The following is a 25,824-nucleotide window of genomic DNA, read 5'->3' as shown; positions in this document are numbered from 1 at the left end:
CGGCGGTCGGCGCCACCAATGCCTTGACCACCTTCACCTTCACCGACGGCATCTACCAGGTCAATCCAGAGGATTTTATCGATACGGTCAACAACCGCGGCAACCTGCGCCTGCGTTCATCGGCCTCGACCGCCGTCTCCACCACTACCGCTGCCCAGGTCCGCGAATGGGACTTCGCTTTCATGAGCATACGGTGGGTGGAGAAGCCGGCTGCGGCTCCCAATATCTCCAGCTATTCTAACTCGACCGAGGCGGGGTTGAATTACTCGGCTTCGTGCACTGATTGCGGAGCCCGCATCGGCCCGGGCGCAACCTACGAACAGACTATCGTGATCAGCGGGTCTGATTTTGGCGCCGACCCCGGTGCCGGCAATCGCGACTCGGCTACCAATAAGGTGGAAATAGTCGGCCCGACTTCGACGACCCTGATCGCTGACGGGAATGTAACATCCTGGTCGGATACCTCGATCACGATCACGACCGACACCTCGGTCACTGGCAATGCCGACGCTGATTGGGGGACGAATTTCGGCGGCGCCAATGCTTTGCGGGTTACGGCCGATGGGCAGGCCAGCAATGCTATGAACTTCTATGTTTTTCCTCAAGTAACCTCCTTGACTGCACCGACTGCCGTAACTGATGCGGCCAGGGAATATGATCCAGCTGATTCGGACGGAGTAATCACCTTGAACGGCACCCGTTTTGGCGCCAACTCTTCCGGGGGGTGGGTGCGGATATTAGGTTGCGACGCCGCTACCTGTTCAGGTCCCTCGGGTTCGGCCACGACGACGGCTTGGAACAATACCTCGATTACAGTGCAAATTCCGACCGTCATTCCTGATAATTCCTATACCGGCAGCGTAGTGATGCAGCAGGGCAGCGGCAGCTGGGGTGACCAGCACACATATACCGCTTCGGGGTTCCGCATCCTGCCTAGGGTGTCCAGCTTTTCTCCTTCAAGCGGAGCCATCGGTGATGCCGTGACAGCCAATGGCAATCACCTGTGCCAGAATGGCGGCAGCTGCCCCGGCTCATTCAATGGCAGCAATAAAGTGACTTTCAGTTCCGGCGTTGACGCGACGGTTTTCACTAGTTGGTCCGATACGGCCATCCAGACGGCAGTTCCCACCGGCGCGGTGACCGGACTGGCAACCACGACTTCCAACGGCTACCCATCAAATACTAAGAGCTTCACGGTATTGTCCAGTACGCCAAGCGATCCGTCGAGCTTGAACCAGTACAGGAATTCCGGACTGACCCAGAGCATCGCCACGGGCGACACGGCCAGCGCTACGCCAGTCTACCTGACCATGACGATGCAAGCCCCGGTTTCCGGCGGCACTCTTTACCCGCAAATCGAGTACAAAGCCGTCGGCTCTGCTTTCGTCTGCGGTGCCGGTGCCTGCGGCAGCGCAAGCGAGGGAACTGGCGTAGCCGGCCCCGGACCGATTGATTGCAGCCAGACCGGCAATAATTGCGCGATCGCTATTTCACCTGCTGACAATAATTACCATTGGCAAGCCCGGGTGCGGTACAACAAGAACGGCACTGATTATTATAGCGCCTGGGTGAGCTTCGGCGGGAACGCTGAATCGGCCAATGATTTTGTCATCCACGTGACACCGCCGGTAATAAGCGCCATCGCCTCTTCGACCACTGCTAATTCCGCGACGGTGACTTGGACGACAGACGAGTTGTCGACCAGCCAGGTTCAATACAGCATCTCTGGAACTTTCGTTAATGATTGCGCTACCAATAACGACTGCACCTCTTTGGATGCGAGCCTGGTAACCAGTCACTCAGTTGACATTAGCGGCTTAGCCTCGACCACGTCTTATTATTTCCGAGTACGTTCGACCGACGGCGCCGGCAATGAATCCATCTCACCAAGCTATGTCTTCGTCACCGGAGGAATGGCACAGATTGCCATTACCGGAGATCTGGTTTCCGCCGTTTTCGATACCGCCAGCTCGACCGATGGACCCGCCTATAATTCCATCTTGTGGCAAGGCGTGCTCGGTGGCGTCGGCCAGAATGAAGGCCGGGTCAGGTTCCAGCTCGCGGCCTCTGATTGTGCCAATGGCTCGACTGATTATCCAGCCTGCTCGGTCGGAACCTGGGTCTATATCGGCGGCACAACTTGCGCGCCAGGGGATTGGTATGACCCGGGCGGTCCCGATGTGCCGGCTGAAATCGGTTGTTTTTCAAGCTTCAATAATAAGCGCTATTACAGCTACAAGGTCCAAGTCTGCTCCGACGATTGCACTGCCAGGGGTTCGTCTACGCCCCGGATCGATGAAATCGTCGTGAATTATAGCCCATAATCATATGCAAAAGAAAAACAAGGTAATAATACTTTCAGTCATCGGCTCAATCCTTCTCCTGACCGTAATTCTGGTTTTTGTCCAAAGCCGGACGTTCAAGCGCCTGGCACCTTTGTTGATCGGCGGCAGAGTCATCGAGGAAGAATTGACCATCCCTGAACTCAAGTCGGCGACAGACGTTGATGGCCGCCTGATGAGTTCCAGCCGATTTCTCACGCCTTTGGTGCCCAAATCAGCCCGCGACAGGGTAATCGTGCCATTGGCTGACCTCACTTTGAAACAGGGGCTGGCAGTCGCCCGCTTGAATGCTGGATATTGGTCTGACGATGCCAAATTGATGTATGCCAAGTCATCTGGCGCGGTTACTCTTGAGGGCAAGTCGAGTCAGTGGCTTTATGTGTTCGGGTCAGAGAAGAAGCGAGCGGCCCTAGGAGTTGTGGTCAGGGGCAAGGAAGTGGTCGCTAATCTTGAACTCGCGGCTGATAATTATGGTCACGATCTGCCCGGAGACTGGCTTGATGTCTCCGAGGCCATTGCCAGTTTAGCCAACACCCCTGGTTTAAGCGACCGCTCGATAGGAGGGCTGGCTCTTTATCATAACGAAGACAGCAAAAAATGGTCATTCGGGATCGCTCTGGACAAAGGCCAGAGTACCTCGGTGCCACTTGAATAAATGAAAATCATTATCGATAATAAAGGCTTCACCTTGCTTGAGGTGCTGATATACACGGCGCTTTTGGCTCTGCTTGCGACTATTCTCACCAATGCCATATTGATGCTTTCGCGCAGCCGAGGACAGGTAGTGGTCAAGTCGGAAATAAACCAGGGCCTGCGGTTTGCTGCTGAACGGATCAAGCGTGATGTTTCCGCTTCTTCAACTTTGATTACGCCGGCATTTGCCGGCGCCACAAGCAGTTCGCTTGTACTGTCAAATTCCGGCGCCAACATCACCTATTGCGTCGCTGATTACCAGCTCAGGAGACAAGCTGGCGGAGCGTGCAATGCTTCATCTGAAGCCATAACCGGAAGCTCAGCCCGTGTCGGCACCCCAGTCTTTACCAGGCTGGAAAATCCCAGCACCGTATTCAGCAAAAAGATAGTCACGCTTGAAATCAGGCTCAGCGCTAGCTCAACCGCTGCCTCCCCGGATTGGCAATATGGCCAGAGTCTCAGGACTACGATCGATTTTCATCAGGATTTTTAATTATGAAAAATCTCTATACACAATCAGGAGTTGCGGCCATGCCAGTAATATTTGCTATGCTGGCTTTGATCGTCAGCTTGAGTCTGCTCACGGCCAATCTGAGCGGCAATGACAACGCATCAAGCGCCGAGGTTGCGAATTCCGATAGTGCGCTTGCCGCCGCTGAATTCGGAGCCAAGGACGCATTGCTCAAGATTGCTCGCAACAAGGGGTATTCAGGCACATATTCCGTGGCAGTGCTTTCTGGCGGGTGCGCTTCACCTGTCAGGGGTTGCGCTACGGTCACGGTCGACACCCAATCCAACCCCAAGACCATCAATTCTTCCGGCCAGGTCGGAGAGCTGGTGCGTAAAATCGTAGTCAAGGCGTATCTAGATGGCAATGGAAAGATAGCCAACTATACTTGGCAAGATAATTAAGGCTGTTTCAATACAAAAAAGCTGCGGATGATTCCGCAGCTTTTTTGTATGTAATGAAGATTATTTCAACCCGATAATTATTTCCAGGTCATAGGCGGCGTCATTTCCAGCAATTTCGGTGATGGCGTCATATTGGGCAGAGACGCCCAGCTTGACGGCTTCCAAGGTTTCATCTGACACACCCAGCTTGTACCTGATGACAGTCTGCTTGAGCGGTGGCGGCAGGTTGTCTGTCTTGAAGTCCGCATCCAGCTTGGATGAAAGCGAGTTTTTTAATTTGCTGGCCAAACCGGATTTTTTAGTGCTGTTGGCGATATGGATAGAGAGTCTTTTTACCGGCTGGGCAAGGGGGGCGGCTTGTGCGGACGTGGTGGCAGTTGTTGTCGCCGATTCCATGGCCACTTCAATGGCTGTGGTCGAGGTGGCTAGAGATTCGGTTGAGGTAGGTGAGGCCTCTGGGGTTGAAGTCGCCAACTTGAGCTTGGCAGCAAGGCGTTCATAACCCTGAAGATCCAGGGTCGTGGTAACGCCTTCCGTTTCCAAGGAAGGCTGGCCGAAGCTGCGGTTGATTTCCTTGGCCAAGAATTTACTGACGGAGATGAAGATTGACAAGAAAACAAATGAATACGCCGCAAAAATAAGGGCATAGCGCCAACGCCACAGGGAGGAGTTCTTTATTTTATTCAACTCGATTTTCTGCATAAAAGTGGCCGATTAAGGTGATTGAAGAGTTGTCATGCCAGCCGGAGCCCGATGCGCTCTTGAAGGAGAAGCTGTCAACGCTGAAGAAATACGGCTGGCCCTCAAGGTCTGATAATAATTTTTGGAAGCTGCCGACAGTGGCGTTGCTCAGCGTGGCTTTGAGGTCCATGCGGTAGAGAGGGGAAGCGTGAATCATCTTGTCTGTCGCCTGCGGACCGGATACCGATATCGATGAGGCGATGCCGTATTTTTGGGCCAAGCTGCCGATGGCATCAGTAATCGGCGACAGATTGCTGGCTGCCGGTATCGCTTCTTTGAGTTCGGCGTCGAAATTCTTGGTCATCTTGATCTGGGCGGAAAGGCGGCTTTCGGAATCAGTCTGCGTCTTCAAGAGGGACAGCATGACTTTCTTCTGCTCGTTGTCATTATTTATTTTTTTGATCTTCTTGGCGTAGACATTTCCAACCAAAAATGAACCAAGCATTAGAGGCAGCAGCCAGGCGATGCTTATGATTATCTGTTTCTGTGTCGGGGTTAGGTTCTTCATTTTGTTGCGTAAAGCGCCGGCGCAGCCAGGCTAAGCGAGAAACTGAACGGTATGTCTATCCTCTTGTCCAGATTGTCCAGCGGCAGCGGGGTGGGAGCGAACATGCCGGATCCGTTCAGGACCTTGATGAAAGAGTTGAGGTCAGCTCTGGTCTTGGCTGTACCGACTAGGCTGATCGGCTGATTGGTCGTGGCCGCAGCGAGCGAAGTTATGATGATGTTCTCCGGAATTATCTTTTCTATGTCGTTTACTAAGCGGCTATAGGCTGTCTGCTCCTGCAATAGCAAGTTGGTCTGGCTCAAGACTTGGTTCAGCTGCTGAGCCCGATTCTGCATTTCGAAGACGCTCCCTTGGCCAGCTTGTCCGGAGTAGGTGGCAATCTGCTGTCCGGTAATGGTTTGCAGGCGGTTCATGAGGACCCAACTGCCGAAAAAGACCGCTACGAAGAATATGGATAATGTGGCCGTAAGCCTAGTTATGAAGGCGACGAAGGAGATCGCCTTCTGGTGCTCATAAATTTCCTCGGTTCCTAACGGCATCAGGCTGATCTGCTTGTCGTTCTGACGTGGCAACAGCCCTCTTCGCGCGGCTCCCAAGGCGATGACCCAGTCAGCTGCGGGCAGGAGCTTTTCCGTTCCGGCAATCGGAGCAAGCGCAGGAACGACGCTCTTCAGCCCGGTTTTGTAGACGTCAGGAGAATCGCCTAATAGGATCAAGTGCTTGATGTCATGGCGCTCGGTCTGGGCGTAATCTGCGAGGTGCTTGATTGCAGACTCGATTCCGGTTTTATTTTTTTCAGCTTCTGGCAAAGGGTGAGCAACTACAGGAATCGCTTGGTCAGTCAGGGAGACTGTGAATCCATGCTGGTTGATTATGGCCAGGATATAAGACGGGTCAGCCTGTCCTTCCAAGAGGCGGCCAGCTGAAAGCTGATGGAACTCGATGGCCACCAGCTCAATGCCCGCTAAAGTAAAGAGGCTTACCAGCTCGTCGATCTTATTCTTATTCGTGGCTACGATCAGCACTCGGCGCTTCGTGGAATCCGGCTGTTTGGGCAAAACCTGCCAATCGAAATACAGCTCATCTGCCGGTAACGGCAATTGGAAATGAGCCATCAGCTCGATCGATTCTTCAATCTTGTATTCTTCCAAGTCAGCGGGGAATTCCACGATTTTCAGGTACAGGTAGTCAGCTGGCAAAGTCAGGACGGCCAACTGCGTCAGCTTGCGGGTTTTGGCGGCCAGGTTGGCCAGGCTTTTTGCCAAACCTTCCGGATTATTGACGCGATTGCCGACAAGATCGCCCGGAGCCAGCGGTTCCAGCAGGGCCTGTTCGAGTAGTACGCTGTTTTTTTTACCCTGCTTGAGCAATGCGAAACGCAATGCCGCATCGGAAAGTTCGATACCGGCTATGGGTTCGGGCTTGATTAAGATGTTGGGCCAATGCATTGATTGAGTCTTTTGAATAGTTATTATATTATACCATAAAAATAACCGATTGGGCTAGAATCGGTTATTTCGAGTAAACGTGGTATAATTATCTCAGTCCATCAGCTGACAATAAAGTAGCTGGCCAGGCTCACCAGGAAGCCGATCAGGCTGCCGACGGCGACTTGCGCGGGCGTATGGCCGATCTTTTCCAGGAGTGCCGGATATTTATAGTCCAGGACTTCGTCATCCTTAAGGTCTTTGACCAGGATGTTGAGTACCTTGCCGTGCTGCCCAAGGTAGCGCCTGAGTCCGACCGCATCCCTAAGGACCAGGATGGTCAAGACGACACAGACCGCGAATAGCGGATCCTGGATACCCAATTCGAGACCGATGATGGTCACGAGGGAGATCATCAAGGCTGAATGGCCAGAGGGCATTCCTGAATAGGCCACCAGGTTGGTGACACCGATCTTCAAGTGGTTGGCGCCGATAAAGAATTTGGAAACCTGGGCGATTACCGCTGCCACGAGGGGCGTAAGTAGGATTTGATACATAATTTAAATTATATGGAATATATAAGCGCGATCATTTTCGGGGTGGTGCAAGGAGTCACTGAGTTTTTACCAGTGTCCAGTTCCGGACACCTTTTGGTCTTGCATCGTTTATTGGCTTTGCCGATAAAAGATGAAGTGGCGTTCGATGTTTCGCTCCACCTGGCTACCTTCGTGGCTGTATTATGGTTTTTCCGCAAGGATGTCGTCTCTTTGGCCTTGCGCTGGCTGCGCAGTTTCAGGTATCTGCCTGGCAGTTTGACTGATTTGAGCTGGCTGATCATTTTTGCCACCATTCCGGCCGGACTGGCCGGGCTGCTCTGGGAAGACACGATCGAAACTGTTTTACGGTCGCCGTTGCTGGTGGCCTTCATGCTTGTCCTGGTCGGAATCCTTTTTATCGTGGTCGAGCGGGTGGGCAAGCAATCGCAAGAGTTGAGCCAGCTGACTTTGAGGCAAGCTATGATTATCGGACTGTCCCAGGCCTTAGCCTTGATTCCTGGCACCTCAAGGAGCGGTATTACTACTATATCAGGTATGGGCCTTAATTTGAAGAGAACGGCTGCAATCCGTTTTTCCTTCCTTTTGTCGCTGCCAATAATCGCCGGAGCGGCCTTGAAAAAAGTTCCTTATCTTTTCGAATCCGGTTTGGAGCCGAGAGAGTGGACAGTTGTGGGGTTGGCCTTCGTTGCAGCGGTCATTTCCGGCTGGCTGGCCATCGCCATGCTTCTTCATTTTACGCAAAAGCATAGTTTACGTGCCTTCGCTTATTATCGTTTCGTTTTAGCTTTCATAATAATTTTTCTGATGTTTTTCTCCGATGTCTTCAATTGATCTCTTAATAGAAGACGGCGCCTTGAGGACGCCGGCAATCATCGCCGCGATGCGCAAGATCAGGCGTGCCGACTTCCTGCCGGTCGCCAATCGTCATATGGCCGATATCGACCAGGCGTTGCCGATCGGCTTCGGACAAACCAACTCCCAGCCTACAACGGTTGCCATAATGCTTGAATTGCTGCAGGTCGAGCCTGGCGATAGGGTCTTGGATGTCGGCAGCGGTTCGGGTTGGACCACTGCTTTGATGGCCGAGCTAGCTAAGCCTGGCACCGTCCTGGGACTGGAAATAGTCCCCGAGCTAGCTGAAACCGCTCAAGCAAACGTCTCGAAATACCATACGTCGGAACAGGCGCGTATAATCTGCGCCGACGCCTATTCAGGTTTGCCCGAAGGAGCTGTTTTTGATAAGATTATGATAGCGGCAGCTGCGCCGAAAGTGCCGTCCAACCTCTTGGATCGCCTTGCTCGTGGCGGCTGGCTTGTCGCCCCGGTCGGGCGGACGGATGCTGACCAGGACCTGGTCCTGATTGAGAAAAAAACTGACGGTACTTATGCTGAAAGGCGCTGGCCTGGCTTCCGCTTCGTACCGCTAATAAACCCAAAATCATGAAATTAATCATTTTAGCCGGCGGTTCAGGCACGCGCTTGTGGCCGGTTTCCCGCAAGAATACGCCAAAACAAGTCCAACAGATCGTCGGCGACCAAACGCTGCTTGAGAAGACTTATGAACGCCTGCGCGCCGGCTTTCCGGCAGAGGATATCTATATAGCAACGAACCAGGTCCAGGCCGAGCTGATCAAGCAGCAGCTGACCGAGGTCCCTCATGGCAATTACATCATCGAGCCTTCAAGGCGCGACACGGCCGCCGCCATCGGATTGGCAGTCACCAAGATACACCACGACCATCCGGGCGAAAGCATTATCAATATAAATTCCGATCACTACATCAAGAACGAGGCCGAGTACCTGAAAATCATCCAGCTGGCCGGAAGGGTTCTGGCCGAAAAGCCTGACGCCGGCGTCTTGATCGGCGTCAACCCGACTTATCCCGAGACCGGTTACGGCTACATCAAGATGGGTGAGGAGTGGAAAGAACTGGAAGGCACTAAGATTTTTGAAATTTCCGAATTCAAAGAGAAGCCGACTTTGGAAAAGGCGCAAGAATATTTCGAGCGCTGGGAGTATCTTTGGAATATCGGCTGCTTCGCTTTCAAGACCGATTACCTCCTTTCGCTGTACCAGCAGCTGCTTCCGGAAATGCATAGCCGCCTGATGGCGATCGAATCGGCCTGGGGCACACCGGAACAAGACGCGATAATCGAGCGCGAGTTCAACCTGATTTCGCCGATTTCCATGGATTACGGCATTATCGAAAAAGCTCCGAAACTTCTAGTGATACCGGCTGATTTCGGCTGGGCCGATGTCGGGCATTGGCGTACGGTCAAGGAAGTCTTGTCAGCGCAGCCGTCCGACAATATCGTCAAAGGCAATGTCATAGAAGTCGAGAGCAGCGGCAATCTGGTTTACGGTTATTCCAACAAGCTGGTCGCTTTGGTCGGGGTCAAGGACTTGGTGGTTATCGATACTCCGGACGCCATGCTGATCTGCCCGCAATCGGAAGCCCAGTCGGTCAAGCAGCTTGTCGACAAGCTGAAAGCCGAGGGCATGGAGGAATACCTATAATTTATGAAAAAGCATATCTGGCTATTCCTGTTCGCCTTCCTACCCGCGGTCATTATCGTAACGATTATTTTTTTCGGCTGGGAATTGCAGCGCAAGCCTGGCGACGGCAAGCCTGGCGAAATCGCCTTTACGATCGAGCGCGGCGAGACTTTGAAGCAGATCAGCCGCTCTTTAGCTGACGAAGGAGTCATCAGTTCGCCTTGGTTCTTTGAAGTGCTCGTGCGTTTGAGTCATAAACAGAACAAGCTTCAAGCTGGCGATTATGAGTTGCCGCGGGGGTTGTCTTTGCTTCAGCTCATCGAAGCCCTGGGCAATGCTCAAGCTAACCAGGTGCAAATCACCTTTCTGGAAGGGGATAGTATCAGGAGCCTGGCCGACCAGCTAGCCAAAGCAGGCATCGTGGCTTCTTCTACCTTTATTGATGCCGCCGGCAGACCGACCGTTGATTACGGCAAACTACCCCTGTCTGAACCTCGGCCGGCTGATTACGCGAATGATTTCAGCTACCTTGAGGATAAGCCGGGTCATTATGGCTATGAGGGGTATCTTTTTCCTGACACTTACCGTTTCAGCAAGACTGCGACCTCCGGGCAGATTATCAGGAAGATGCTTAAGAATTTCGATTCGAAACTTTCTGCGGCAATGCGCCAGGAAATAGCGCGCCAACGCAAGACGGTTTGGGAAGTAGTCATCATGGCTTCGCTTCTTGAAAAAGAAGTTCGTACTGCCACCGATATGAAGCTGGTTTCCGATCTTTTTTGGCGGCGGCTCGACCGCGGACAGGCGCTACAGTCTGACGCCACCCTGAGCTATGTCTTAAATGACACCGTAGCCGCTCATTCGGCTGAAGACCTGGAGTCCGACTCCCCCTTCAATAGCTACCGCTTCAAGGGCCTGCCGCCGACACCGATCGGCAACCCTGGTTTGGCCGCCCTGGTGGCAGCCATCTATCCCGAGCCGAATGATTATAATTTTTTCTTGAACGACCCTAAGACGGGCGCGACCATATTCGCCGAAACATTCGAGCAGCATAAGCAGAATAAAAGGCAGTATCTATACTAAAACAAAATCATGTTCGACAACATGGCTCAAGGGTCCGGCTATTCCGGGCCGGTAACAAACAGACCGCCGCAGAATAACAAGATGCAGATCATGCTTTTTGCCGTTTTGGGCGGCGTGATAGTCATCAGTATCATGGTCGGCTTCATCAAGTCATATCTCGGCACGACAAAGAAGCCGGGTGATAAGCCGCCGGTGGCAACCTCGACCGAGGTGCAGAAGAACTCCACCTCGACCGGTGCGGGTCTGCCGGAGAACGACCAGGCCACGAGCTCCGATCCTTATGGCTGGTCAGGCGATTTTTCCAACGTCAAGGCCGAGGTCCTGAAGTTTTCTGATTATTATGAAGCGCCTCAGGACAAATACGAAGCCAAGGCTGATACCATCAGGATGCCGTTGTCTATCAAAGTCGATGTCGCGAACTACTATGATTTTTCACGAAAAGTCGAATTATCAGAAAAGCAGATTGATGAACTGAACAAGAATGGTTTTACCATTATGGACAATGTCTTCAAGAAGGAGGCGACTGATTTTTACGGGCTTTATAACCAGATCAGCAAGAAGGACATGCCGCAGTTCATCAGTTCAGATTTCATCTGGTATTTTTACCAGAATCAGATGAAAGAAGTATTCGCCGACATCAAGGTCGGGACTTTTTATAAGGATTTGTGGAAAATCAACAAGGAATTCTTCCAGATCGCCAATGCTCGCTATAAGAAGACTAAGGCCAAAGTCGGCACGGCCAACGACCCTGTTTTGGAAGCCGAGCGTCTTGAAGCGGCTTTTTTTGCCGTCGGCCTCGAGCTTTTAAAACCCAAGACCGGGCAGATTTCGAGTGAGGAGCTGACGACCGGCAATAAATTCTCAGCTAGCGAAAAGGACGGCTATGTCTTTGAGCTGCCGGATTATCTGGCGGCTGACGTAGCCAAGGAGTTGGCGCTGATTGCCAAGGCCAACGGCACCTCGAAATCGCCAGTCCTGCTTTATGAGCGCGACTACAGCGAATTCGACCCGACCGCCGAGAACCTGGGCAATGCCAAACTGGCCAACTTCTATCTGGCTCATCGCTGGTTCAACTCGGTCTTTCCTTTGTACTACCGTGATGACAGCTGCAAAGATTGCTTGTTGGACCAGAACGACTGGCTGATTAATTTCATCGCTAACGCTTTCGTGGCCAAAGACTTCGCCGATAACCAGGAGCTGAAAAATCGCTGGGCTAGGATTTACAAGGTGGTTTCGTATTTTTCCGGGTTGCGCAAGGACCTGACCTACTTGCACTATAATGAAGTGATGCTGAATCTTTTTGGCGAGGGTTATGATCCCGAGCAGATTTTCTCGATCGAGCCGGAACGGCAGAGAGCCGAGCAGGCCGCCAAGAAGGTTCAGGCCGAAATCGCCAAGCGCAGCGATTATTACGGATTGGAAGGGAGCTATGACCGCGCTGACCCCAAGACTAAGCCCATCTTAGGCATGCGCTTGCTGCAGACTGATTTCTGGCCCGATTATTTTATCTTCAAGCAGCTGACCAATCCCAAGGTCTCCAAATTTTTGCCAGCCAAAAAGGAGCAACTGGCCAAGAACGTCACCGCTTGTCCGAATCAAACCAAAGAAAAGTCTGAAATCGGCGATGTCCGTTGCGCGGCCATCGGCTTGGATATTATTAACATACTTCAGCCGGTCGTTTCCAACGCCTATTTCAACGAGAACACATCTTATAGGAATTACACCCAGCAATCAGACATCCTTAAGAACCAGCTTCTTAATTTCAGTGCCAACAGCTGGCATGCCAGCCAGTATTGGTCAACGCTCGATGTGATGCGCAAGTCCATGCTTGACCCGCTTGAGCTCACCGGACCGATCGTCACCAACACAGCCAACTGGAGCAACCGCCAAACGACTGCTGCTTTGGCCGCCTGGGTCAATCTGCGGCTGCCGGCTGATAAGTGGGTCCCTAATCTGGAAAATGTCTCCGGTGGCGACTTGGCGGAGTCTTCCTATATGGTGGAGCCGGCCCCAGTCCTGATTGATGAGCTTTTGGCTAACGCGCGGATGCTCGGCAAGATGATGGGAGCCCTGCGCCTGGTTAAAGATGTCGATCTGACCGGCAAGAAATTGGCCGAGGTCCAGGACGAGCTCTTGAAGCTTAAGGCGATTACAAAGAAGGAATTGGCCGGCGAGAAACTGGATAATAATGACTTGGCCAACTTGGCCAACTTCGCCAGGAAGAACCTTGTCAGCAAATCTGGCGAGAAGCGGACGGCATTCAATTTCGAAAAGCTTAAGACCATTGAAGATATCGGAACCCTGAAACTGATAGTCATCATCGAACAGATCAAGGGTAAGAAATATCTGGCCATCGGCCCGGTTTATAATCTGCAGGAAGGTGGCCGATAGCCGCAAGACTCGGGCTATTGACAAAAATGGCTAATCTGCTAGAATAATCTTACATCAAAATATTACTTTACCAGAGACCGCAGGCGTACAAGATAAGCCCTGCCGAGGTGAGGACCATTTTTAGGTTCTTGTTGCTGTGGTAAAGCCACAGTTTTTTTTGTTTATGATTCGTGATTTTTGAGAAATTAAATAATAATTATGGCTAAAAGCAGAGTAAAGAAGCAGACTGAGCTGCGGACTTTAGAGGAACGTGCCGGACGAGCCAAGTCGGTAGTTTTCGCTAATTTCAACGGTTTCGGTGTGCAGGCCAGCGAATCTTTGCGCAATGCGCTCAGAGAAGAACAGGCCGAAATGCTCGTTGCCAAAAAGACCTTGATCGACCTGGCTTTCAAAGGCAAGGGTCTGGACGGTTTTTCTGCCCGTAAGATGGATGGCCAATTGGCTGCGATTTTCGGGTACGGCGACGAAGTGGTCCCAGCTAAGCTGGTGGCTAAGTACAAGAAAGAGAACGAGGGTAAGCTGGATTTTGCCGGCGGTGTTCTCGAGGGTCATTTTATCAGCGCAGCTGAGGTGACTGAATTGGCAAAATTGCCAAGCAAGCAGGAATTGTATGGCCAGTTGGTCGGTTCATTGAACGCTCCGGTTTCCGGATTCGTCAATGCCTTGGCTGGCAACTTGCGCAACCTGGTTTATGTCCTCAAGGCAATTGAGGAGCAGAAAGCCTAAAACATTTATAAAAAATTATTAAGTAAAAAACTATGACTGAAGAAATCAAGACTGAGGAAACCGTAGAGGTTCCTGCAAAATTCCAGGCGCTCGTTGCTGAAATCGAAAAGATGAGCGTCATCGACCTGGCCGCATTGGTCAAGGTTCTCGAGAAGAAGTTTGGCGTATCCGCTGCCGCACCTGCCATGATGATGGCTGCTGCCGGCCCAGCTGCTCCGGCTGCTGAAGAGAAGACCAGCTTCGACGTCGAATTGACTGACTCTGGCGCCAACAAGATCAACGTGATCAAAGTTGTCCGCGAAATCACCGCTTTGGGCTTGAAGGATGCCAAGGATTTGGTAGACGCAGCTCCTAAGATGGTGAAGGAAGGCGTAAAGAAGGAAGAAGCCGATGACATCAAAAAGAAGATCGAAGAGGCTGGCGGCAAGGTTACCTTGAAGTAAATCCTTTTACAATAAAAAAAAGACGCTTCGTAAGAGGCGTCTTTTTTTATTGCTGAGAAAGGGGGCTTTAGTTGACAATTATACATAAATGTGTTATAAATATAAATTCGCGCTTTTTGCTAAAAGCGGGCACCTTAAACAAGGAGAGGAAATACTTATAACGCTGGATTTTAGCGGTCACGTCAATTGAGGAGCTTTTACTCATCCCTAGGAATTGCCACAACCACCACAAGGAGGCAGTCAATGAAAACCGAACAAGCAGAATTCAGAAACACCAATTTGTCGCTCGCCCTCGCCGCATTCGCGATCCAGGATGACATCAATGGTCTCGAAGGCGAAGACCGCAAATCCCACCAACTGCTGGTGCAGAGTGCTGCGCCGAAGGTTTGCGAACGCAAGGTGATGGCCCTTATGCCTGACGTCGAGGTCAAAGTGCCTAAAGCTGGCGGTCTTCGGCTGCAGACAGAGCAGATAATCGAAGGCAAGTCGGTTCCGGCCCATTACCACCACGTCAAGAACTTCAAGGGAGTCTTCGTCAACTGCCACTACTATGGCATTACGCCGTTTGACTTCGGGCACGAAATCACTGCCATCGTGGAGGTTGTCGACAAGATCATCGGTGAACGGCGTTTTACCTTCATCAACTTCAGGAAAGTGACGACCTCACTCCCCGAATTCGACATGAAGATCATGCCTGATACTGAGGGCATCCTCCTGGCCGGCACGGATCATTCGGTGCATTTCCTCCCAAGACAGTAGCGGCTCAAACCGCAAACAGGGCGTACGCAAGTACGCCCGTTTTTTTATCTGGAGAAGGTTATAAGTTGATTTCCCAAGCACTGGAGCCGGAGAGGATGTAGGCTTTGCTGCCGTCGGCTGAGAAGGCGGCGTCACGAGGCTCGTTCAAACCGGCAAAGGTCGCTTGGTTGATGAAGTTGCCGTTCTTGTCTAAAGAGATGATGCGTTTGGCGGCCGGCTCGAAGATAAGTATTTTTTTGTCCGTAATGAAAAGCTTGCTTGCTTTAGCGACTGGCGGCTGGATCTTGGGGGTAGTGAAAGGTTCGGGTTCACCCCGGAGATATTTATAAATCTGCCCATTGTCGACAAGCACGAAAATGGAGGAGTCGATTGACAGCGAGACTGCCCCGGCCAGCTCATTGGCTGGCTGTTTCAGCCAGGCAGAGCCGCCAGAGTATGAAGCGCTTGTCTTGTTGAAGCGATAAATCTGCCTGTCGGCGCTGTTGAGCTGGTATAGCTTGCCATTATAAATAGCCTGATTGGCGATACCGATGGGATTGCCTTGGGGTTCCAGGTTGAATTGCTTGGCCTTGCCGGTCGTCGGGTCGAATTCGATGACCTTGTCCTTGTTGAGGAAACTGGCTGATTTTTCGTCCAAGGCAGGCAAGCGCAGTTCGGAGACCTGGTCGGTGAAATCGTTCTTGATCGTCCCTGACTTGGTTGCCAGGTCGAATCGGTAAATGGCAGAATTGGCTGCGTCGCCGGCGACTAGCTGGCCGGCAATCAACGACAGGTTTTCTGGCTTGGCTTGAGGGCTGATTTGAGCGAAGTTGGCCGCTTCGACGGGGTTGGTCTTGTTTTCTTTGCGGAGCTTCGCCACCTGCTGTTCATATTTCTTGAACAGCTCGGCATATTGAGGGTCATCGGCGGGCAATTGGTCAAGAAGCGGCTTGATTTCCGAAAGGATCTGGTTGGCGCCGTCCTCGTTCTTATAAATAAGACTGGATTCGACGGCGGTTTCTTTCTGCTCGATGAGCTTGGCTGAGTCTTGGTGATTCTGCTCTAAGGCTTCTTCGTAGTTCCGTTGTTTTAGGGTGAAGAGATTCTCGACGAAAAAGCCGAGGGTTACGAGCACGACCACTATTACCACTTGGTGCTTACGCTCCAAGTTCTTGAACCAGAGGAAAAAGCTGGCAGTCCTTTGTTTGGCCGAGTTGAGGCTTTTCTGCCAGCGGTCGGCTTTTAAGAATTGGGGCAAGCCCTTGATCAGATCGAACAGTACTAAGAAAAAAGCTAAAACGACTTGGAATGATTTTTTGAGCCAGAATAGGCCGGTTCTTTTCTTGCTGGCAACCCGGTCAGAGATGGAAAGTTGCCCGCCTTTTGCCGATCGAGGCAGGGAAACGCCCAGCTTGGGGCGCCAGCGGGTAATTTTCTGAATCCAGGACTTAAGGTCTATTACTCCCGAGGGGGTCAGCAGCCGTTCAGTGGCCTGTTCGGTCGAATTGAGCGAGTTGATCGAGTTCTGGCTTGAGCCGGACAAGATGATGCGGTCTGCCGGATTGGCTGCCTGGCCGACAGTATTCTTGATGATCAGCGCCAGGAATGAAACGTAAGCGTTCACTTTGGCCAGCTGGTTCTTTAATTGTTCGACTGCGGAGACGGGGGAGAGGGTGGTGACGATTTCCATGAGCTGTTTGGAAGAGACATACTCAGGCAAGGCCTCGTTGGAAAATATGAAGTAGCCCTTTTCCGGCAATTGGCCATTAATGACGTTGGAGAAGATCTTGGTGGCCACCACGGGGGCAACCGGTTCCGAATCGACCCTGCCGGTGATTTCAGTGATCCGATAATCGCGTCCGTCTAAGTCTTTAGGATTCAGGTAGGCCAGGAAAGCCTTGTTGGCACCGATGACGGAGAAGTGGAGCTCATTTTCGAAAATTACCCCGACCGTGGCGTTGATTGACCGCAACTCGAAGTCGATGACCGGGTTTTGCATGAAATCGGCCAAATTCTTGTTGGTCTTGGCTAAAGCCGCCTCGAAGATATGCTCAATCTTGATCGTAGAGAGCCTTTCGCGCAGGATCAGTTTCTCGTTCTGGTAGTAGTTATGAGTCAGCTCGCTGACCAGGTAATTGATGAATTTGGCTCCGCCCGAGGCATTGGCTGGCAGTTCGATCAATATGAAAAGCCGCCCGGCAAGCCCTTCTTTGTGGGCATCGGGTTGGGCCAGGTAGACTTCGCCCAGCTGGCTGCTTTTTTGAGTGGGCGTCAGGATGAGTTGAGCAATTTTATAAAACATTTTTCTTCAACTCACTATAAAAAATAGAGCCAATAACGAATTGACTACCCCTATATTATACTATAAAATAATAGTAAAGAACAAGCAGTATAAGCTAGCAACAGGTAATCTTAAACTATGCTCGAGAAGCTTTTTGGATCACGAACCCGCGTCAAGCTGATGAAGCTTTTTTTGTTGTCGCCTGACCGGCGCCTGACTTTGGTCGAGATCGTCAAGATGCTCAAGCTCCAGCTGGTGGCGGTCAAGAAAGAGTTGGACAATCTGGAGGAGTTCGGCATGGTCGAGCATGTCATGGCCGAAGAGGTTAATAGCGACGAGAAGGGTGCTCCGCGGCAAGAAAAGAAGCACTACCGCCTCGATCCTAATTTCGTGCTCAAAGATGAGCTTAAGGCGTTAATCGTCAAATCGCAGATCCTTTATGAACGAGACTTCCTTGATCGCCTGATGAAGCTGGGCCGGATAAAGCTGCTGGTCCTGACCGGTATTTTCGTGAATCTGCCCGACTCGCCGATCGATATCCTGATAGTCGGCAAGATCAATAAGGTCAAGCTGCTCGCCCTTTTGGCACAATTGGAGCAGGAATTAGGGCGAGAAGTGAACTTCACCTTTATGGAGCCGGGAGAGTTCTCCTTCCGCTTGAGTATGACTGATGTCTTCCTTTATAATATCCTCGAGGGGAAGCGCTTGATTCTTATTGATGAATTTGGCGTATAGTTAGCAAAAAATAGAGAAAATTCGCTGAAACTAAAAGATTTGCCCGGAAGGGGCATTTTTTTGTTGCCTTGGCCGAATAAGCTATTGACATTTTTACAATAAAATGTTACCATAATTAATCATTTTGAACTATCATTTATAAACCCGATATCTTTAGCGTAGTCGGGGCTTTGAATGTCTAGCCGTAAGACTCATATGGAATTAGCCCAATTCTATCAATTGATCAAAAAAGGCAAGCTGACCTTGGTGACAAGCGTCCTTATTTTCGTGCTACTTGCCATGGCCTTCACTTTTTTGCGTCCGCTCGAGTTCCGAGCCCAGTCACGTTTGCTGATCATCCAGAATAGCCAAGAGGGTACCGATCCTTTTGTCGCTGCCAAGGCTAACGAGTATTTGGGCGGCGTCTTGACCAAGATCGTCGCTTCCAATTCGTTCCTGGAGGAGGTCTTAGCTTCGGGGCTGAATGTCGACAAGGACTATTTCAGCAACGACCAGCGAGAGCGCGCCAAGACATGGCAGAAAATGATTGCCGCCAGGTCTTATGGCGATTTGGGTGTGATCGAGATCTCGGTTTTTCATGCCGACAAATATCAGGCCGAGCAGGTGGCTCAAGCCGTCGATTTAGCTTTGAAGAATAAGAGCAGCGTCTTTCTGGGTACTGGTGATAAGGTTGAAATCAGGGTGATCGACCAGCCCATCGTTTCGAAGTGGCCGGTCCGCCCCAATATCGTCTTGAATATGATATTGGGTCCGGTCATCGGTTTGATTTTCGGCCTGTTCTACCTTTACCTTTTCGCCAAAGTTTCCATCGAGCCGGCGCCCATCCAGGCCGTCCAGGAGACGCAGCCAGAAAAGATGCCGATCGAGCCAGCTCCCCAGCAGCAGGCAGTGGCAACTCCTTGTCCTGAGCCAGCACCAGTAGAGGTCCAGGCTCAGTCGGAACCCGCACGACCTCGGCCAGCCGAACCGGTCGCGCAGCCGGCCGCCGGGCCTTCGCCTAAGCCGGCAATAAGTGATGACTTTGACCTTGACGATATCCTGAACCAAGGCAATATCAGCAACCTGCTTTAGAAGGTTGTTTCGCCTCTGCTCCAGTCTCGTTGACGGGATCAGAAAGAGACAAGCTTAGGCTCATTGACAACACGTGACAACACCGGTCAGATGACCGAAAATCCTCCTCTAGATTGAGGAAAAATCAGGAAGGAGTACGCTATGTTCAGCATGTTCAGTATGGAGTTCGGAACCGATGAATTCTGGAACCTGATGTGCGCCATGGGTGTGGCAGGGATAATTTTCCTTTTTTGCCTCTTGTTCTGGTTCCGATACCAGGATAGGCGCACCTTGCGCGAGGCGATCAAAGGGAATGCCTTGCGGCAACTCGAGGAGCACGACGGAGAAACGCGAGAGGTGTACGTCAGCGGTTATGCCATAAAGGTCAAATACCACGACGGCATCTGGTACTCGCCCTTCGTCAACGCCTCAGGCCAGAATTTCAACAGTTCAAACATCGAAAGCTTGCGCCACTCGATTAGGACTTGCCTTAAGAAACCGGATCGTTTCCAGGAGCAGTTCAACCGATTGGAAGACGCGAAAATCATTACCAAGCTGAGCGACAGGAAGGTGATCGACATCACCGGCGCCAGCTACAACGAGCAAGCCGAAAGGAGGGCGTCATGAGAACAGCAAGACAGCTTATCGCAGCACTGATGTTCGGCAGCCTCGTTTCCGGCTGCTCACACGACTTCATGCGCAAGGAAGAGATGCACCTCGTGCCTCTGCCTGCCAAGCAGGTGAAGCAGGTCATGGTTATGACCTTGCCGCTTCATCCGCAGCTTGACCTGGCAGAAGGCGGGGAACAGAGAACGACCTGGCCCGTCCGCGTAGTTTACAAGGACGGACGGGAACCGCTGAAACTCCATGCCGTCAGCCTGTTCGACAATCCGCTCGTCGACATGGCCTGCACCAAACCCCTGTTCATAACCGTACCCATGGCTAAGCCCGAAGATTTCGATGGCGCGCTGGTCGCCGTGCTTAACCGCACCATGACTGCCGCCTACGGACAGGGCACCGAAGTCAAACTGAAAGAGGCGGGCAAGATCGACTACAAAGAGCTTGAAGCCCACATGCCGAAGTTCGGTACTGGGCAGGAATTCGCCAAGGCAATGAGCACCGACTCACCCGAGTACCGGCAGCTCCTCGATATCTATGCGGGGGCCCTGGTCAAGGAAGTGAAGTGGATGCGCCAGTACTTGGCGGAGGAACACCGCCTGACCCTCAACCCCTCGAGCAAGCTTACAGAAAAACAGCTTGAGGAGATCATGTGGAAGGATTCGAAGGTTTACAACTTTGCCCAGTGGCTTGGCAGCGACTGGAAGATCCTGGTGACCTTGCCGTTCGTCGGCTTCAGGGAATCAGCGATAATCATCGCCGCCATGAAGTTCATCACCGTCCCCGAGATTTTCATCGCGGACAAGATGAACTCCGTAGGCTATGATCAGTACCAGCCATCATCCGGCGACGTGTCCAGGATGTTCCGGTATAACCGTCGCTATGACGCTTGCCTCAGCAAACTGGGGTACATACCGAAATTCTTCCTGGCTGAGTAACTTCACTTGCGGCTTCGGTCGCATCCAAATACGCAGTCCGCTTATACGTTGCATTGCCACACTCAGCTAGTTCCCAAGTAAGCTGGTAGGAAGCCGCAGGCTCCCAGCAGGCTAGGCGTTGACCCGTCGGGTCCGTCGCAGTTGCGCTCTCAAAGCGCAGCATGTCGCTTCCGTTAGCTCGGAAGAAACAGGAATCAGGTGATGGTGCGCAAAAGGATTTCAATTTTTCCAGTATCCAACTGCTGGAGGAAAGGAGCAAGTCATGAAAAAGTTGATCATGCCGACACTGATCGCGCTTTTCGTGCTGATAGCCCTGTTCATGGGTTCCAAGCATAAAGAGCAGCCGGTCAAGACAGTCGCTATCGCGAAGCCAGCCGTGCAGCAGCCGGTTGCCAAGAAACAGCAAGCTTGTATCGCTTGCCACGTTTCTAGAGCCAGCCAAGCCCAGCCAGCCGCGGTGCCAGCATCCGTGCCCGCACCGCCGCAACCGCGCGAGAAGGCCGCAGTCGCAACTTCGCTCAAGCATGTAGTCATCAAGGGCCAATGCCTTTGGACGATCGCTGAGCGTTACTACCGCGACGGCAGCCAGTGGACTAGGATCCATGAAGCCAACCCTGGCATCAAGAATCCACATCTGATCCACCCCGACCAAGCTTTGGTAATCCCGATCGTCAATGGGATCGTCCAGCCAGACACTTCGGTGCCAGCTGAACGCAAAGCCAAGCAGGCGGGAAAAACGCACACGGGCAAAACTGCAGCTAAAGCTTCGGCCGGAGTATTCCTCTGGACGATAGCCGGCGGCAATCCTTTCGGGAAGCGCGACCATCGCAAAGCCCTGAATCTGCTGCCGACCGACGACCAGGAACTGAAGAATCTCCTGGTCAAAACCTTCACCTCAACCACTCCGCAGGCAACCACTGTCAAACCCGGCACCGATTTCGACTGGATACTTTTCGGAAACTACCACTGGGTCCATACGGCCCGCTGGTCAGGTCAAGAAGAGCTCCAGGCGCAAGTCTGGCCCGAGTTCGAACATAAAGGCAGATTGTGGACGATCACGCTGACATCGAAGTGCAACAACCTCGAGATCAGCTCTCGCCCGCTGCCGCCAGCCGTACCGGTAATTCCGCAGGAACCGCCCAAATCGCAACCGCCGCAACCGCCGAAGGAGGGCGAACCGCCACCGCCACCGCCACCGCCGCAGAAAGAAACACCGCCTCAGCCACCACTGCCACCGCAGAAAGAAACACCCCCACCACCGCCGCCGGCTGAAAAACCCTGCTGCAAATGGACGCCTGATTACAAAGGTGCCCTGTTCATCGCACCGCGTTGGGGCGTCAACTACCCTAACAAGGACAAAGAGATGATCTATGGCGGGGAGATGGATATTTTCCCCGGGTACTGCGGCGATAAGAACCGCACCTTCTATCCCGGCGCTTCAATCAAAGGCGTCGGTTGGGACGGACAGTTCGGAGAAAAGAATGGCGGCCTGTTGAAGTTCAAAGGCAACCAGATAGTCTATGGCGGCGTACTCGAAGTACGTCAGCCAAACGACCTCTCAATCCTGCATCTCCGCTACGGCGAACAGGAGGGCTGGGCCAAGAACAACACCGGCTACGAAGGCAGGGAAGAGAACGAACTAATCAATGTCGAAGCGCGGCATCTGCACAAGACCGGCCACGACTGGCCGAGCGAAGTCCAGGTTGCCGGCAGCGCCAACATCGACATCGGCGGCAAGAAGCAGTCATGGGTGAACGGCAAAGCAATGACCGCCGCCCAGGACCCGAGACGCGACCAATCACAGTTCGCGCTTATGGGACAAGCGTCCCTTTACGCCAGCGACAAGGTCGAACCGCTCGTTGGTCTGGTAGTAGACCACACTCCAGGCGCCAAGATGACCGGCGTCGAGCCTTATGTCGGAGCCAAAGTTCTCGAAGAACAGCTCGAACCTTCGGCCCGCTACCGCTTCAATATCGGCAAAGATGATCCCAGTGACACCTTCGGTGCCAATGTAGTCTGGAACTTCGATCGGACATTCAAGAAGGCTTATCATCATGTCGTCAATTCATGGGCCAACCGTGGCGTAACTGAAGCCCAAGCCGCCGAACCAGCCGCATTGCCACTCCCGCTCAAAACCTCCGTACCCGTACCGGCAGTACGCGAACGGCCGTAGGTCTTGACAAATCCTCACTGATGGACTATACTCTGAAGTTCACTGTAATATTGTGAATAATGAGCTCATTCCATCTTGGGGAGGTAAAAAACAGAGTCCACCTAGGCAGCAGGTAACTATCAACCATTCGGAACCTAAGCTCCGGGAAATCGGAGCGATGCTCCGAACAAACCGGAGACAGTGTTCTCCCACACTACAGAAGGAGGAATAGTTATGAAACGTCTTATCAGTTCAACCCTGGTGGCCCTCGCCATCACCCTCAGCAGCACGCTGGCGTTCGCTGGCGTAACCCAGACTTGTGTCGATGGCGACTCGATCCGCGTGCCCGCACGTGCAATGGTCGGACTCAACATGTCCGCCACCATCTACGCGGCCTGCGATGAAAACCAGTGGGGCGCAGGCGACATGACCGGTTATGAGCTGGTCAAGGATTCGGCCGGTGACTACGTCATCGCCAAATCAAAAATCGCCGACGGTCGCTTCCACCCCGTCAACGTCACCAGCGGTAAAGTCCTCTGGTCCAAGACCCATGCAGTCAAGGGCCTGACAGTCGACCGCTCGGAAGGCGGCAGCAACCTCAAGGCAGACGCAGCCTGCAAATAAGCTGCACGTTCATTCGTATCACCGGGCGCTACCCCAAGTAGCGCCCGTTTTTTTATGGTCAAGAAATTTAATTTCCGACTATGTAAATAGTCTAGGTTTTTACCCAAAATGGGGAATATAGTTGACAAAAACGCCAAAATATGATATATATATTAATCCAAGCAAACCTATGGCGACATTAGCAATAACGCAAAATTTAAGCCAAAGTAAGCTATTCTTATCCAAATTCGGTCTCTTCTTGGGCTGTTTGGCTAGTTTTTTGCTGCTAAGCAAGCTAGGCAGCATCGCCCTTGCACTCAGCTTCGTTCTGGCCGTATTTTTCTTTTTCATCTGGCGCGATGAGCTTTGGCGCCTGGTGCTTTTGGCCTTGCCGCTCATAACCTTGGGCAAGGTCATCTTCCTTGAAATCAAACCCGGGCTATCATACGAGATGACTTTGACCGAAGCCGTGCTCCTGTTTGCCTTAGTGGTATTCCTGATCGATCGCACGGTCAGCAACACCTGGAAAGAGGTTATTGTCGACTGGATTACTCTAGCGCTGTTCGGTACGCTCATCTTAGCGGCTAGCTCTTATCAGGTCGGGATGTCCGCAACCTCGTATATCTATGTCATCAAGATCCTGAGTTTCAGCTGCCTTGCCTATTTCTTGTCGCGAAACCTGATCAATTCCGCCAAACGCGTCTCGGCCTTCTATTGGTCGATCGCCGCTACTATCCTGATCATCGCCGGTGAGATCGCTTACAAATTCTTCCAACTCGGCATCACCCAGAAATTCTTCACTGACCGGAAGAGCGTCGTCCTGCCCGTAGCCCCGATTGCCACGACGGCCGCCATCATGGTCTCGCTGACCCTGCTTTTGACCAGTTATTACCTTTGGCGCCACCAGCTTACCAGAAAGAGTTTTCTTTGGCTCGGGGTCATAATCATCGCCTTAGCCGCCATTTTCCTGTCCTTAGGCAAAGCTGCTCTCATCAGTCTCGGCATCGGCATGGTTTTCCTTTTTTTCAAGATCCGGGAACGCCGCACCGCCCTGATGCTAGCCGGGTTGGCTGCAGCCGTTACGGTCGCTCTGATGTTTTCTCCGGTAGCAGTCGTCCTGTGGGAGCGGGTTGCCAATACTTTCAACGACGCCAACACCCAATATCGGGTTTTAGAATATAAGACTTCCTGGAAGATACTGCAGCAGCACTGGCAATTCGGCGTCGGCGCCGGCCAGCAGATGGAGCATTTCAAGAAGATGCTCGGCTATGACCAGAGCGATTTATTGAATAATTTCATCCTCCAAGCGGCAGTCGACCTGGGCGTACTGGGAGTCGCCATGGTGACATTATTGATGGCAAGCGTGCTGGGCCAAGCGGTCTACACTCGCCGTCGGTCGCCAGGAGAACGCTGGCTCGGTTACGGCGTCATCGCCATGGTTATGGCTGCTTTCGTCAATGGGCTGGTAGAGGTGACGTTCCTGGCCTTGCCTTATGCCTTGGTCTTCTGGCTCTCACTCGGAGCTTTGATAAATATAAGCGCTTATGAAAAAAGTATCAGCAGTAATAATTAATTACAACACGCCGGAACTGACTGAGCGCGCGATCGTGCGTTTGCTTGAGCGTGCCGACGAATCGGTCAAGGAAGTCATCTTGATCGATAACGGCTCGACCGAGAGGATGTATATCGAGAACCTTGCCGACGAGCGCATACGCTACTTCGCCAATGAAACCAACCTCGGCTTTGCTGGGGCCGCCAACCAGGGCATGCGCTTGGCTGAGGGGGAATTTATCCTTTTGCTCAATTCTGACGTAATCGTCGAAGCCGGGGCAGTGGACAAGTTGGCAGCCTATCTTGAACAGAACGCCCAGGCCGGCATCGTCGGGCCACGGATGGCTTATCCTGACGGGGAGTTCCAAGTCAGTTGCGGCCGTTCGTTCAGTTTCATGTCGGAATTCATCCGCTTATCCACGCTTTACAAATATCTGCCGGGCGGCAGCCTGCTATATCCTAACCGTTTCAACCGCTCGCTTTTCGAGCATGGCGGCCAAGTCGGCTGGGTTTCCGGCGGCTGCTTGATGCTCAGACGAGCTGTCTTGGAACAGTTGGGCGAGCTGGACGAGAAATTCTTTTTCGGAGTCGAAGACATCGATTACTGCTCGCGGGCGACCGAGTCCGGTTGGCAGGTGGTTTATCTGCCCAAAGCCAAGGTTCTCCACTACCACGGTTTTTCCGCCGGCGGACGCCGCACGCTCGAGCGTATGCGCTGGGAGCGCGACAATCTCGAGTATTTCATGGGCAAACATTGGCCCGACCGCCTCGTCGAGCGGAAGCTGGTCAAGCTGATGCACACTTTGAAGATTTCCATATTAAGATTATTCATCCATTAA

25 protein-coding genes are annotated in these 25,824 nt (G+C 52.3%); 20 read left to right on the top strand and 5 right to left on the bottom strand.

Annotation, left to right across the window (positions count from 1 at the left end):
* From HGA34_01700 to HGA34_01685, 4 genes are all read left to right on the top strand, one after another.
* Positions 1-2,324 (top strand): hypothetical protein (locus HGA34_01700; protein NTW22242.1); only part of this gene is annotated, 2,324 nt, incomplete at its 5' end.
* Positions 2,325-2,328: 4 nt separating this feature from the next.
* Entirely contained in the window at positions 2,329-2,997 is a 669-nt protein-coding gene (locus HGA34_01695) for a hypothetical protein (protein NTW22241.1), read from the top strand.
* On the top strand, positions 2,998-3,528 hold the full coding sequence (locus tag HGA34_01690) for a prepilin-type N-terminal cleavage/methylation domain-containing protein (protein NTW22240.1): 531 nt from the start codon (positions 2,998-3,000) through the stop codon (positions 3,526-3,528). It abuts the gene before it with no gap.
* A gap of 38 nt (positions 3,529-3,566) precedes the next feature.
* The gene (locus HGA34_01685; GenBank protein ID NTW22239.1) at positions 3,567-3,947 is read left to right on the top strand and encodes a hypothetical protein; all 381 of its coding nucleotides are present in this window, start codon (positions 3,567-3,569) and stop codon (positions 3,945-3,947) included.
* 60 nt (positions 3,948-4,007) lie between these two features.
* Here HGA34_01685 and HGA34_01680 read toward each other — a convergent pair whose 3' ends face one another.
* The 4 genes from HGA34_01680 to HGA34_01665 form a co-directional block, all read right to left on the bottom strand.
* Positions 4,008-4,649 carry a LytR C-terminal domain-containing protein gene (locus tag HGA34_01680; GenBank protein ID NTW22238.1) on the bottom strand — a complete coding sequence of 214 codons (642 nt, stop codon included), beginning with the start codon at positions 4,647-4,649 and terminating at the stop codon, positions 4,008-4,010.
* Complete coding sequence (locus HGA34_01675) at positions 4,627-5,196, bottom strand: hypothetical protein (protein NTW22237.1); 570 nt, start codon at positions 5,194-5,196, stop codon at positions 4,627-4,629. Before HGA34_01675 ends, HGA34_01680 begins: the two co-directional genes overlap by 23 nt.
* Positions 5,193-6,644, bottom strand: coding sequence for a pilus assembly protein PilM (locus HGA34_01670; protein ID NTW22236.1), 1,452 nt, complete (start codon positions 6,642-6,644; stop codon positions 5,193-5,195). Before HGA34_01670 ends, HGA34_01675 begins: the two co-directional genes overlap by 4 nt.
* A 101-nt stretch (positions 6,645-6,745) precedes the next feature.
* On the bottom strand, positions 6,746-7,180 hold the full coding sequence (locus HGA34_01665) for a divergent PAP2 family protein (GenBank protein NTW22235.1): 435 nt from the start codon (positions 7,178-7,180) through the stop codon (positions 6,746-6,748).
* Between the two features lie 12 nt (positions 7,181-7,192).
* Here HGA34_01665 and uppP point away from each other — a divergent pair, with 12 nt between their 5' ends.
* From uppP to HGA34_01625, 8 genes are all read left to right on the top strand, one after another.
* A complete protein-coding gene (gene uppP / locus HGA34_01660; GenBank protein NTW22234.1) occupies positions 7,193-8,011 on the top strand; it encodes an undecaprenyl-diphosphatase UppP in 819 nt (272 codons plus the stop codon).
* Positions 7,998-8,624 carry a protein-L-isoaspartate O-methyltransferase gene (locus HGA34_01655; GenBank protein NTW22233.1) on the top strand — a complete coding sequence of 209 codons (627 nt, stop codon included), beginning with the start codon at positions 7,998-8,000 and terminating at the stop codon, positions 8,622-8,624. Before uppP ends, HGA34_01655 begins: the two co-directional genes overlap by 14 nt.
* Entirely contained in the window at positions 8,621-9,697 is a 1,077-nt protein-coding gene (locus tag HGA34_01650) for a mannose-1-phosphate guanylyltransferase (GenBank protein ID NTW22232.1), read from the top strand. Before HGA34_01655 ends, HGA34_01650 begins: the two co-directional genes overlap by 4 nt.
* Before the next feature lie 3 nt (positions 9,698-9,700).
* Positions 9,701-10,759: an endolytic transglycosylase MltG gene (gene mltG, locus HGA34_01645; GenBank protein ID NTW22231.1), complete on the top strand. Its 1,059-nt coding sequence runs from the start codon at positions 9,701-9,703 to the stop codon at positions 10,757-10,759.
* Between the two features lie 9 nt (positions 10,760-10,768).
* Positions 10,769-13,150 (top strand): DUF3160 domain-containing protein, encoded by a 2,382-nt coding sequence (locus tag HGA34_01640; GenBank protein ID NTW22230.1) that lies wholly within the window; start codon positions 10,769-10,771, stop codon positions 13,148-13,150.
* Positions 13,151-13,348: 198 nt separating this feature from the next.
* Entirely contained in the window at positions 13,349-13,876 is a 528-nt protein-coding gene (locus HGA34_01635) for a 50S ribosomal protein L10 (protein NTW22229.1), read from the top strand.
* Positions 13,877-13,908: 32 nt separating this feature from the next.
* Positions 13,909-14,319, top strand: coding sequence for a 50S ribosomal protein L7/L12 (gene rplL / locus HGA34_01630; GenBank protein ID NTW22228.1), 411 nt, complete (start codon positions 13,909-13,911; stop codon positions 14,317-14,319).
* Between the two features lie 243 nt (positions 14,320-14,562).
* On the top strand, positions 14,563-15,078 hold the full coding sequence (locus HGA34_01625; protein ID NTW22227.1) for a hypothetical protein: 516 nt from the start codon (positions 14,563-14,565) through the stop codon (positions 15,076-15,078).
* Positions 15,079-15,136: 58 nt separating this feature from the next.
* On the opposite strand, the gene HGA34_01620 is transcribed toward HGA34_01625, so the two are convergent.
* Entirely contained in the window at positions 15,137-17,359 is a 2,223-nt protein-coding gene (locus HGA34_01620) for a hypothetical protein (protein NTW22226.1), read from the bottom strand.
* A 117-nt stretch (positions 17,360-17,476) separates the two neighbouring features.
* Here HGA34_01620 and HGA34_01615 point away from each other — a divergent pair, with 117 nt between their 5' ends.
* From HGA34_01615 to HGA34_01580, 8 genes are all read left to right on the top strand, one after another.
* The gene (locus HGA34_01615) at positions 17,477-18,073 is read left to right on the top strand and encodes a hypothetical protein (GenBank protein NTW22225.1); all 597 of its coding nucleotides are present in this window, start codon (positions 17,477-17,479) and stop codon (positions 18,071-18,073) included.
* Positions 18,074-18,268: 195 nt separating this feature from the next.
* Positions 18,269-19,144 (top strand): hypothetical protein, encoded by an 876-nt coding sequence (locus tag HGA34_01610; GenBank protein NTW22224.1) that lies wholly within the window; start codon positions 18,269-18,271, stop codon positions 19,142-19,144.
* 141 nt (positions 19,145-19,285) lie between these two features.
* On the top strand, positions 19,286-19,750 hold the full coding sequence (locus tag HGA34_01605; GenBank protein ID NTW22223.1) for a hypothetical protein: 465 nt from the start codon (positions 19,286-19,288) through the stop codon (positions 19,748-19,750).
* Positions 19,747-20,679 carry a hypothetical protein gene (locus HGA34_01600; protein NTW22222.1) on the top strand — a complete coding sequence of 311 codons (933 nt, stop codon included), beginning with the start codon at positions 19,747-19,749 and terminating at the stop codon, positions 20,677-20,679. The genes HGA34_01605 and HGA34_01600 overlap by 4 nt, the downstream gene beginning before the upstream one ends.
* A gap of 262 nt (positions 20,680-20,941) precedes the next feature.
* Positions 20,942-22,852: a LysM peptidoglycan-binding domain-containing protein gene (locus HGA34_01595; GenBank protein ID NTW22221.1), complete on the top strand. Its 1,911-nt coding sequence runs from the start codon at positions 20,942-20,944 to the stop codon at positions 22,850-22,852.
* A gap of 213 nt (positions 22,853-23,065) precedes the next feature.
* Positions 23,066-23,455, top strand: a complete 390-nt coding sequence (locus HGA34_01590) for a hypothetical protein (GenBank protein NTW22220.1) — start codon at positions 23,066-23,068, stop codon at positions 23,453-23,455.
* 169 nt (positions 23,456-23,624) lie between these two features.
* On the top strand, positions 23,625-25,007 hold the full coding sequence (locus tag HGA34_01585; GenBank protein NTW22219.1) for an O-antigen ligase family protein: 1,383 nt from the start codon (positions 23,625-23,627) through the stop codon (positions 25,005-25,007).
* A complete protein-coding gene (locus tag HGA34_01580; protein NTW22218.1) occupies positions 24,979-25,824 on the top strand; it encodes a glycosyltransferase family 2 protein in 846 nt (281 codons plus the stop codon). Before HGA34_01585 ends, HGA34_01580 begins: the two co-directional genes overlap by 29 nt.

The organism is Candidatus Falkowbacteria bacterium, from assembly GCA_013336275.1.
Lineage (GTDB): Bacteria > Patescibacteriota > Patescibacteriia > Patescibacteriales > GWE2-39-37 > JAAXUA01.
This window is presented reverse-complemented; position numbering and strand designations above follow the sequence as displayed.

Bases quoted from the DNA above. Each gene is read 5' to 3' on its own strand.
- HGA34_01695 (NTW22241.1), top strand. From the start codon at position 2,329: ATGCAAAAGAAAAACAAGGTAATAATACTTTCAGTCATCGGCTCAATC.
- HGA34_01690 (NTW22240.1), top strand. From the start codon at position 2,998: ATGAAAATCATTATCGATAATAAAGGCTTCACCTTGCTTGAGGTGCTG.
- HGA34_01685 (NTW22239.1), top strand. From the start codon at position 3,567: ATGCCAGTAATATTTGCTATGCTGGCTTTGATCGTCAGCTTGAGTCTG.
- HGA34_01680 (NTW22238.1), bottom strand. From the start codon at position 4,649: ATGCAGAAAATCGAGTTGAATAAAATAAAGAACTCCTCCCTGTGGCGT.
- HGA34_01675 (NTW22237.1), bottom strand. From the start codon at position 5,196: ATGAAGAACCTAACCCCGACACAGAAACAGATAATCATAAGCATCGCC.
- HGA34_01670 (NTW22236.1), bottom strand. From the start codon at position 6,644: ATGCATTGGCCCAACATCTTAATCAAGCCCGAACCCATAGCCGGTATC.
- HGA34_01665 (NTW22235.1), bottom strand. From the start codon at position 7,180: ATGTATCAAATCCTACTTACGCCCCTCGTGGCAGCGGTAATCGCCCAG.
- uppP (NTW22234.1), top strand. From the start codon at position 7,193: ATGGAATATATAAGCGCGATCATTTTCGGGGTGGTGCAAGGAGTCACT.
- HGA34_01655 (NTW22233.1), top strand. From the start codon at position 7,998: ATGTCTTCAATTGATCTCTTAATAGAAGACGGCGCCTTGAGGACGCCG.
- HGA34_01650 (NTW22232.1), top strand. From the start codon at position 8,621: ATGAAATTAATCATTTTAGCCGGCGGTTCAGGCACGCGCTTGTGGCCG.
- mltG (NTW22231.1), top strand. From the start codon at position 9,701: ATGAAAAAGCATATCTGGCTATTCCTGTTCGCCTTCCTACCCGCGGTC.
- HGA34_01640 (NTW22230.1), top strand. From the start codon at position 10,769: ATGTTCGACAACATGGCTCAAGGGTCCGGCTATTCCGGGCCGGTAACA.
- HGA34_01635 (NTW22229.1), top strand. From the start codon at position 13,349: ATGGCTAAAAGCAGAGTAAAGAAGCAGACTGAGCTGCGGACTTTAGAG.
- rplL (NTW22228.1), top strand. From the start codon at position 13,909: ATGACTGAAGAAATCAAGACTGAGGAAACCGTAGAGGTTCCTGCAAAA.
- HGA34_01625 (NTW22227.1), top strand. From the start codon at position 14,563: ATGAAAACCGAACAAGCAGAATTCAGAAACACCAATTTGTCGCTCGCC.
- HGA34_01620 (NTW22226.1), bottom strand. From the start codon at position 17,359: ATGTTTTATAAAATTGCTCAACTCATCCTGACGCCCACTCAAAAAAGC.
- HGA34_01615 (NTW22225.1), top strand. From the start codon at position 17,477: ATGCTCGAGAAGCTTTTTGGATCACGAACCCGCGTCAAGCTGATGAAG.
- HGA34_01610 (NTW22224.1), top strand. From the start codon at position 18,269: ATGGAATTAGCCCAATTCTATCAATTGATCAAAAAAGGCAAGCTGACC.
- HGA34_01605 (NTW22223.1), top strand. From the start codon at position 19,286: ATGTTCAGCATGTTCAGTATGGAGTTCGGAACCGATGAATTCTGGAAC.
- HGA34_01600 (NTW22222.1), top strand. From the start codon at position 19,747: ATGAGAACAGCAAGACAGCTTATCGCAGCACTGATGTTCGGCAGCCTC.
- HGA34_01595 (NTW22221.1), top strand. From the start codon at position 20,942: ATGAAAAAGTTGATCATGCCGACACTGATCGCGCTTTTCGTGCTGATA.
- HGA34_01590 (NTW22220.1), top strand. From the start codon at position 23,066: ATGAAACGTCTTATCAGTTCAACCCTGGTGGCCCTCGCCATCACCCTC.
- HGA34_01585 (NTW22219.1), top strand. From the start codon at position 23,625: ATGGCGACATTAGCAATAACGCAAAATTTAAGCCAAAGTAAGCTATTC.
- HGA34_01580 (NTW22218.1), top strand. From the start codon at position 24,979: ATGAAAAAAGTATCAGCAGTAATAATTAATTACAACACGCCGGAACTG.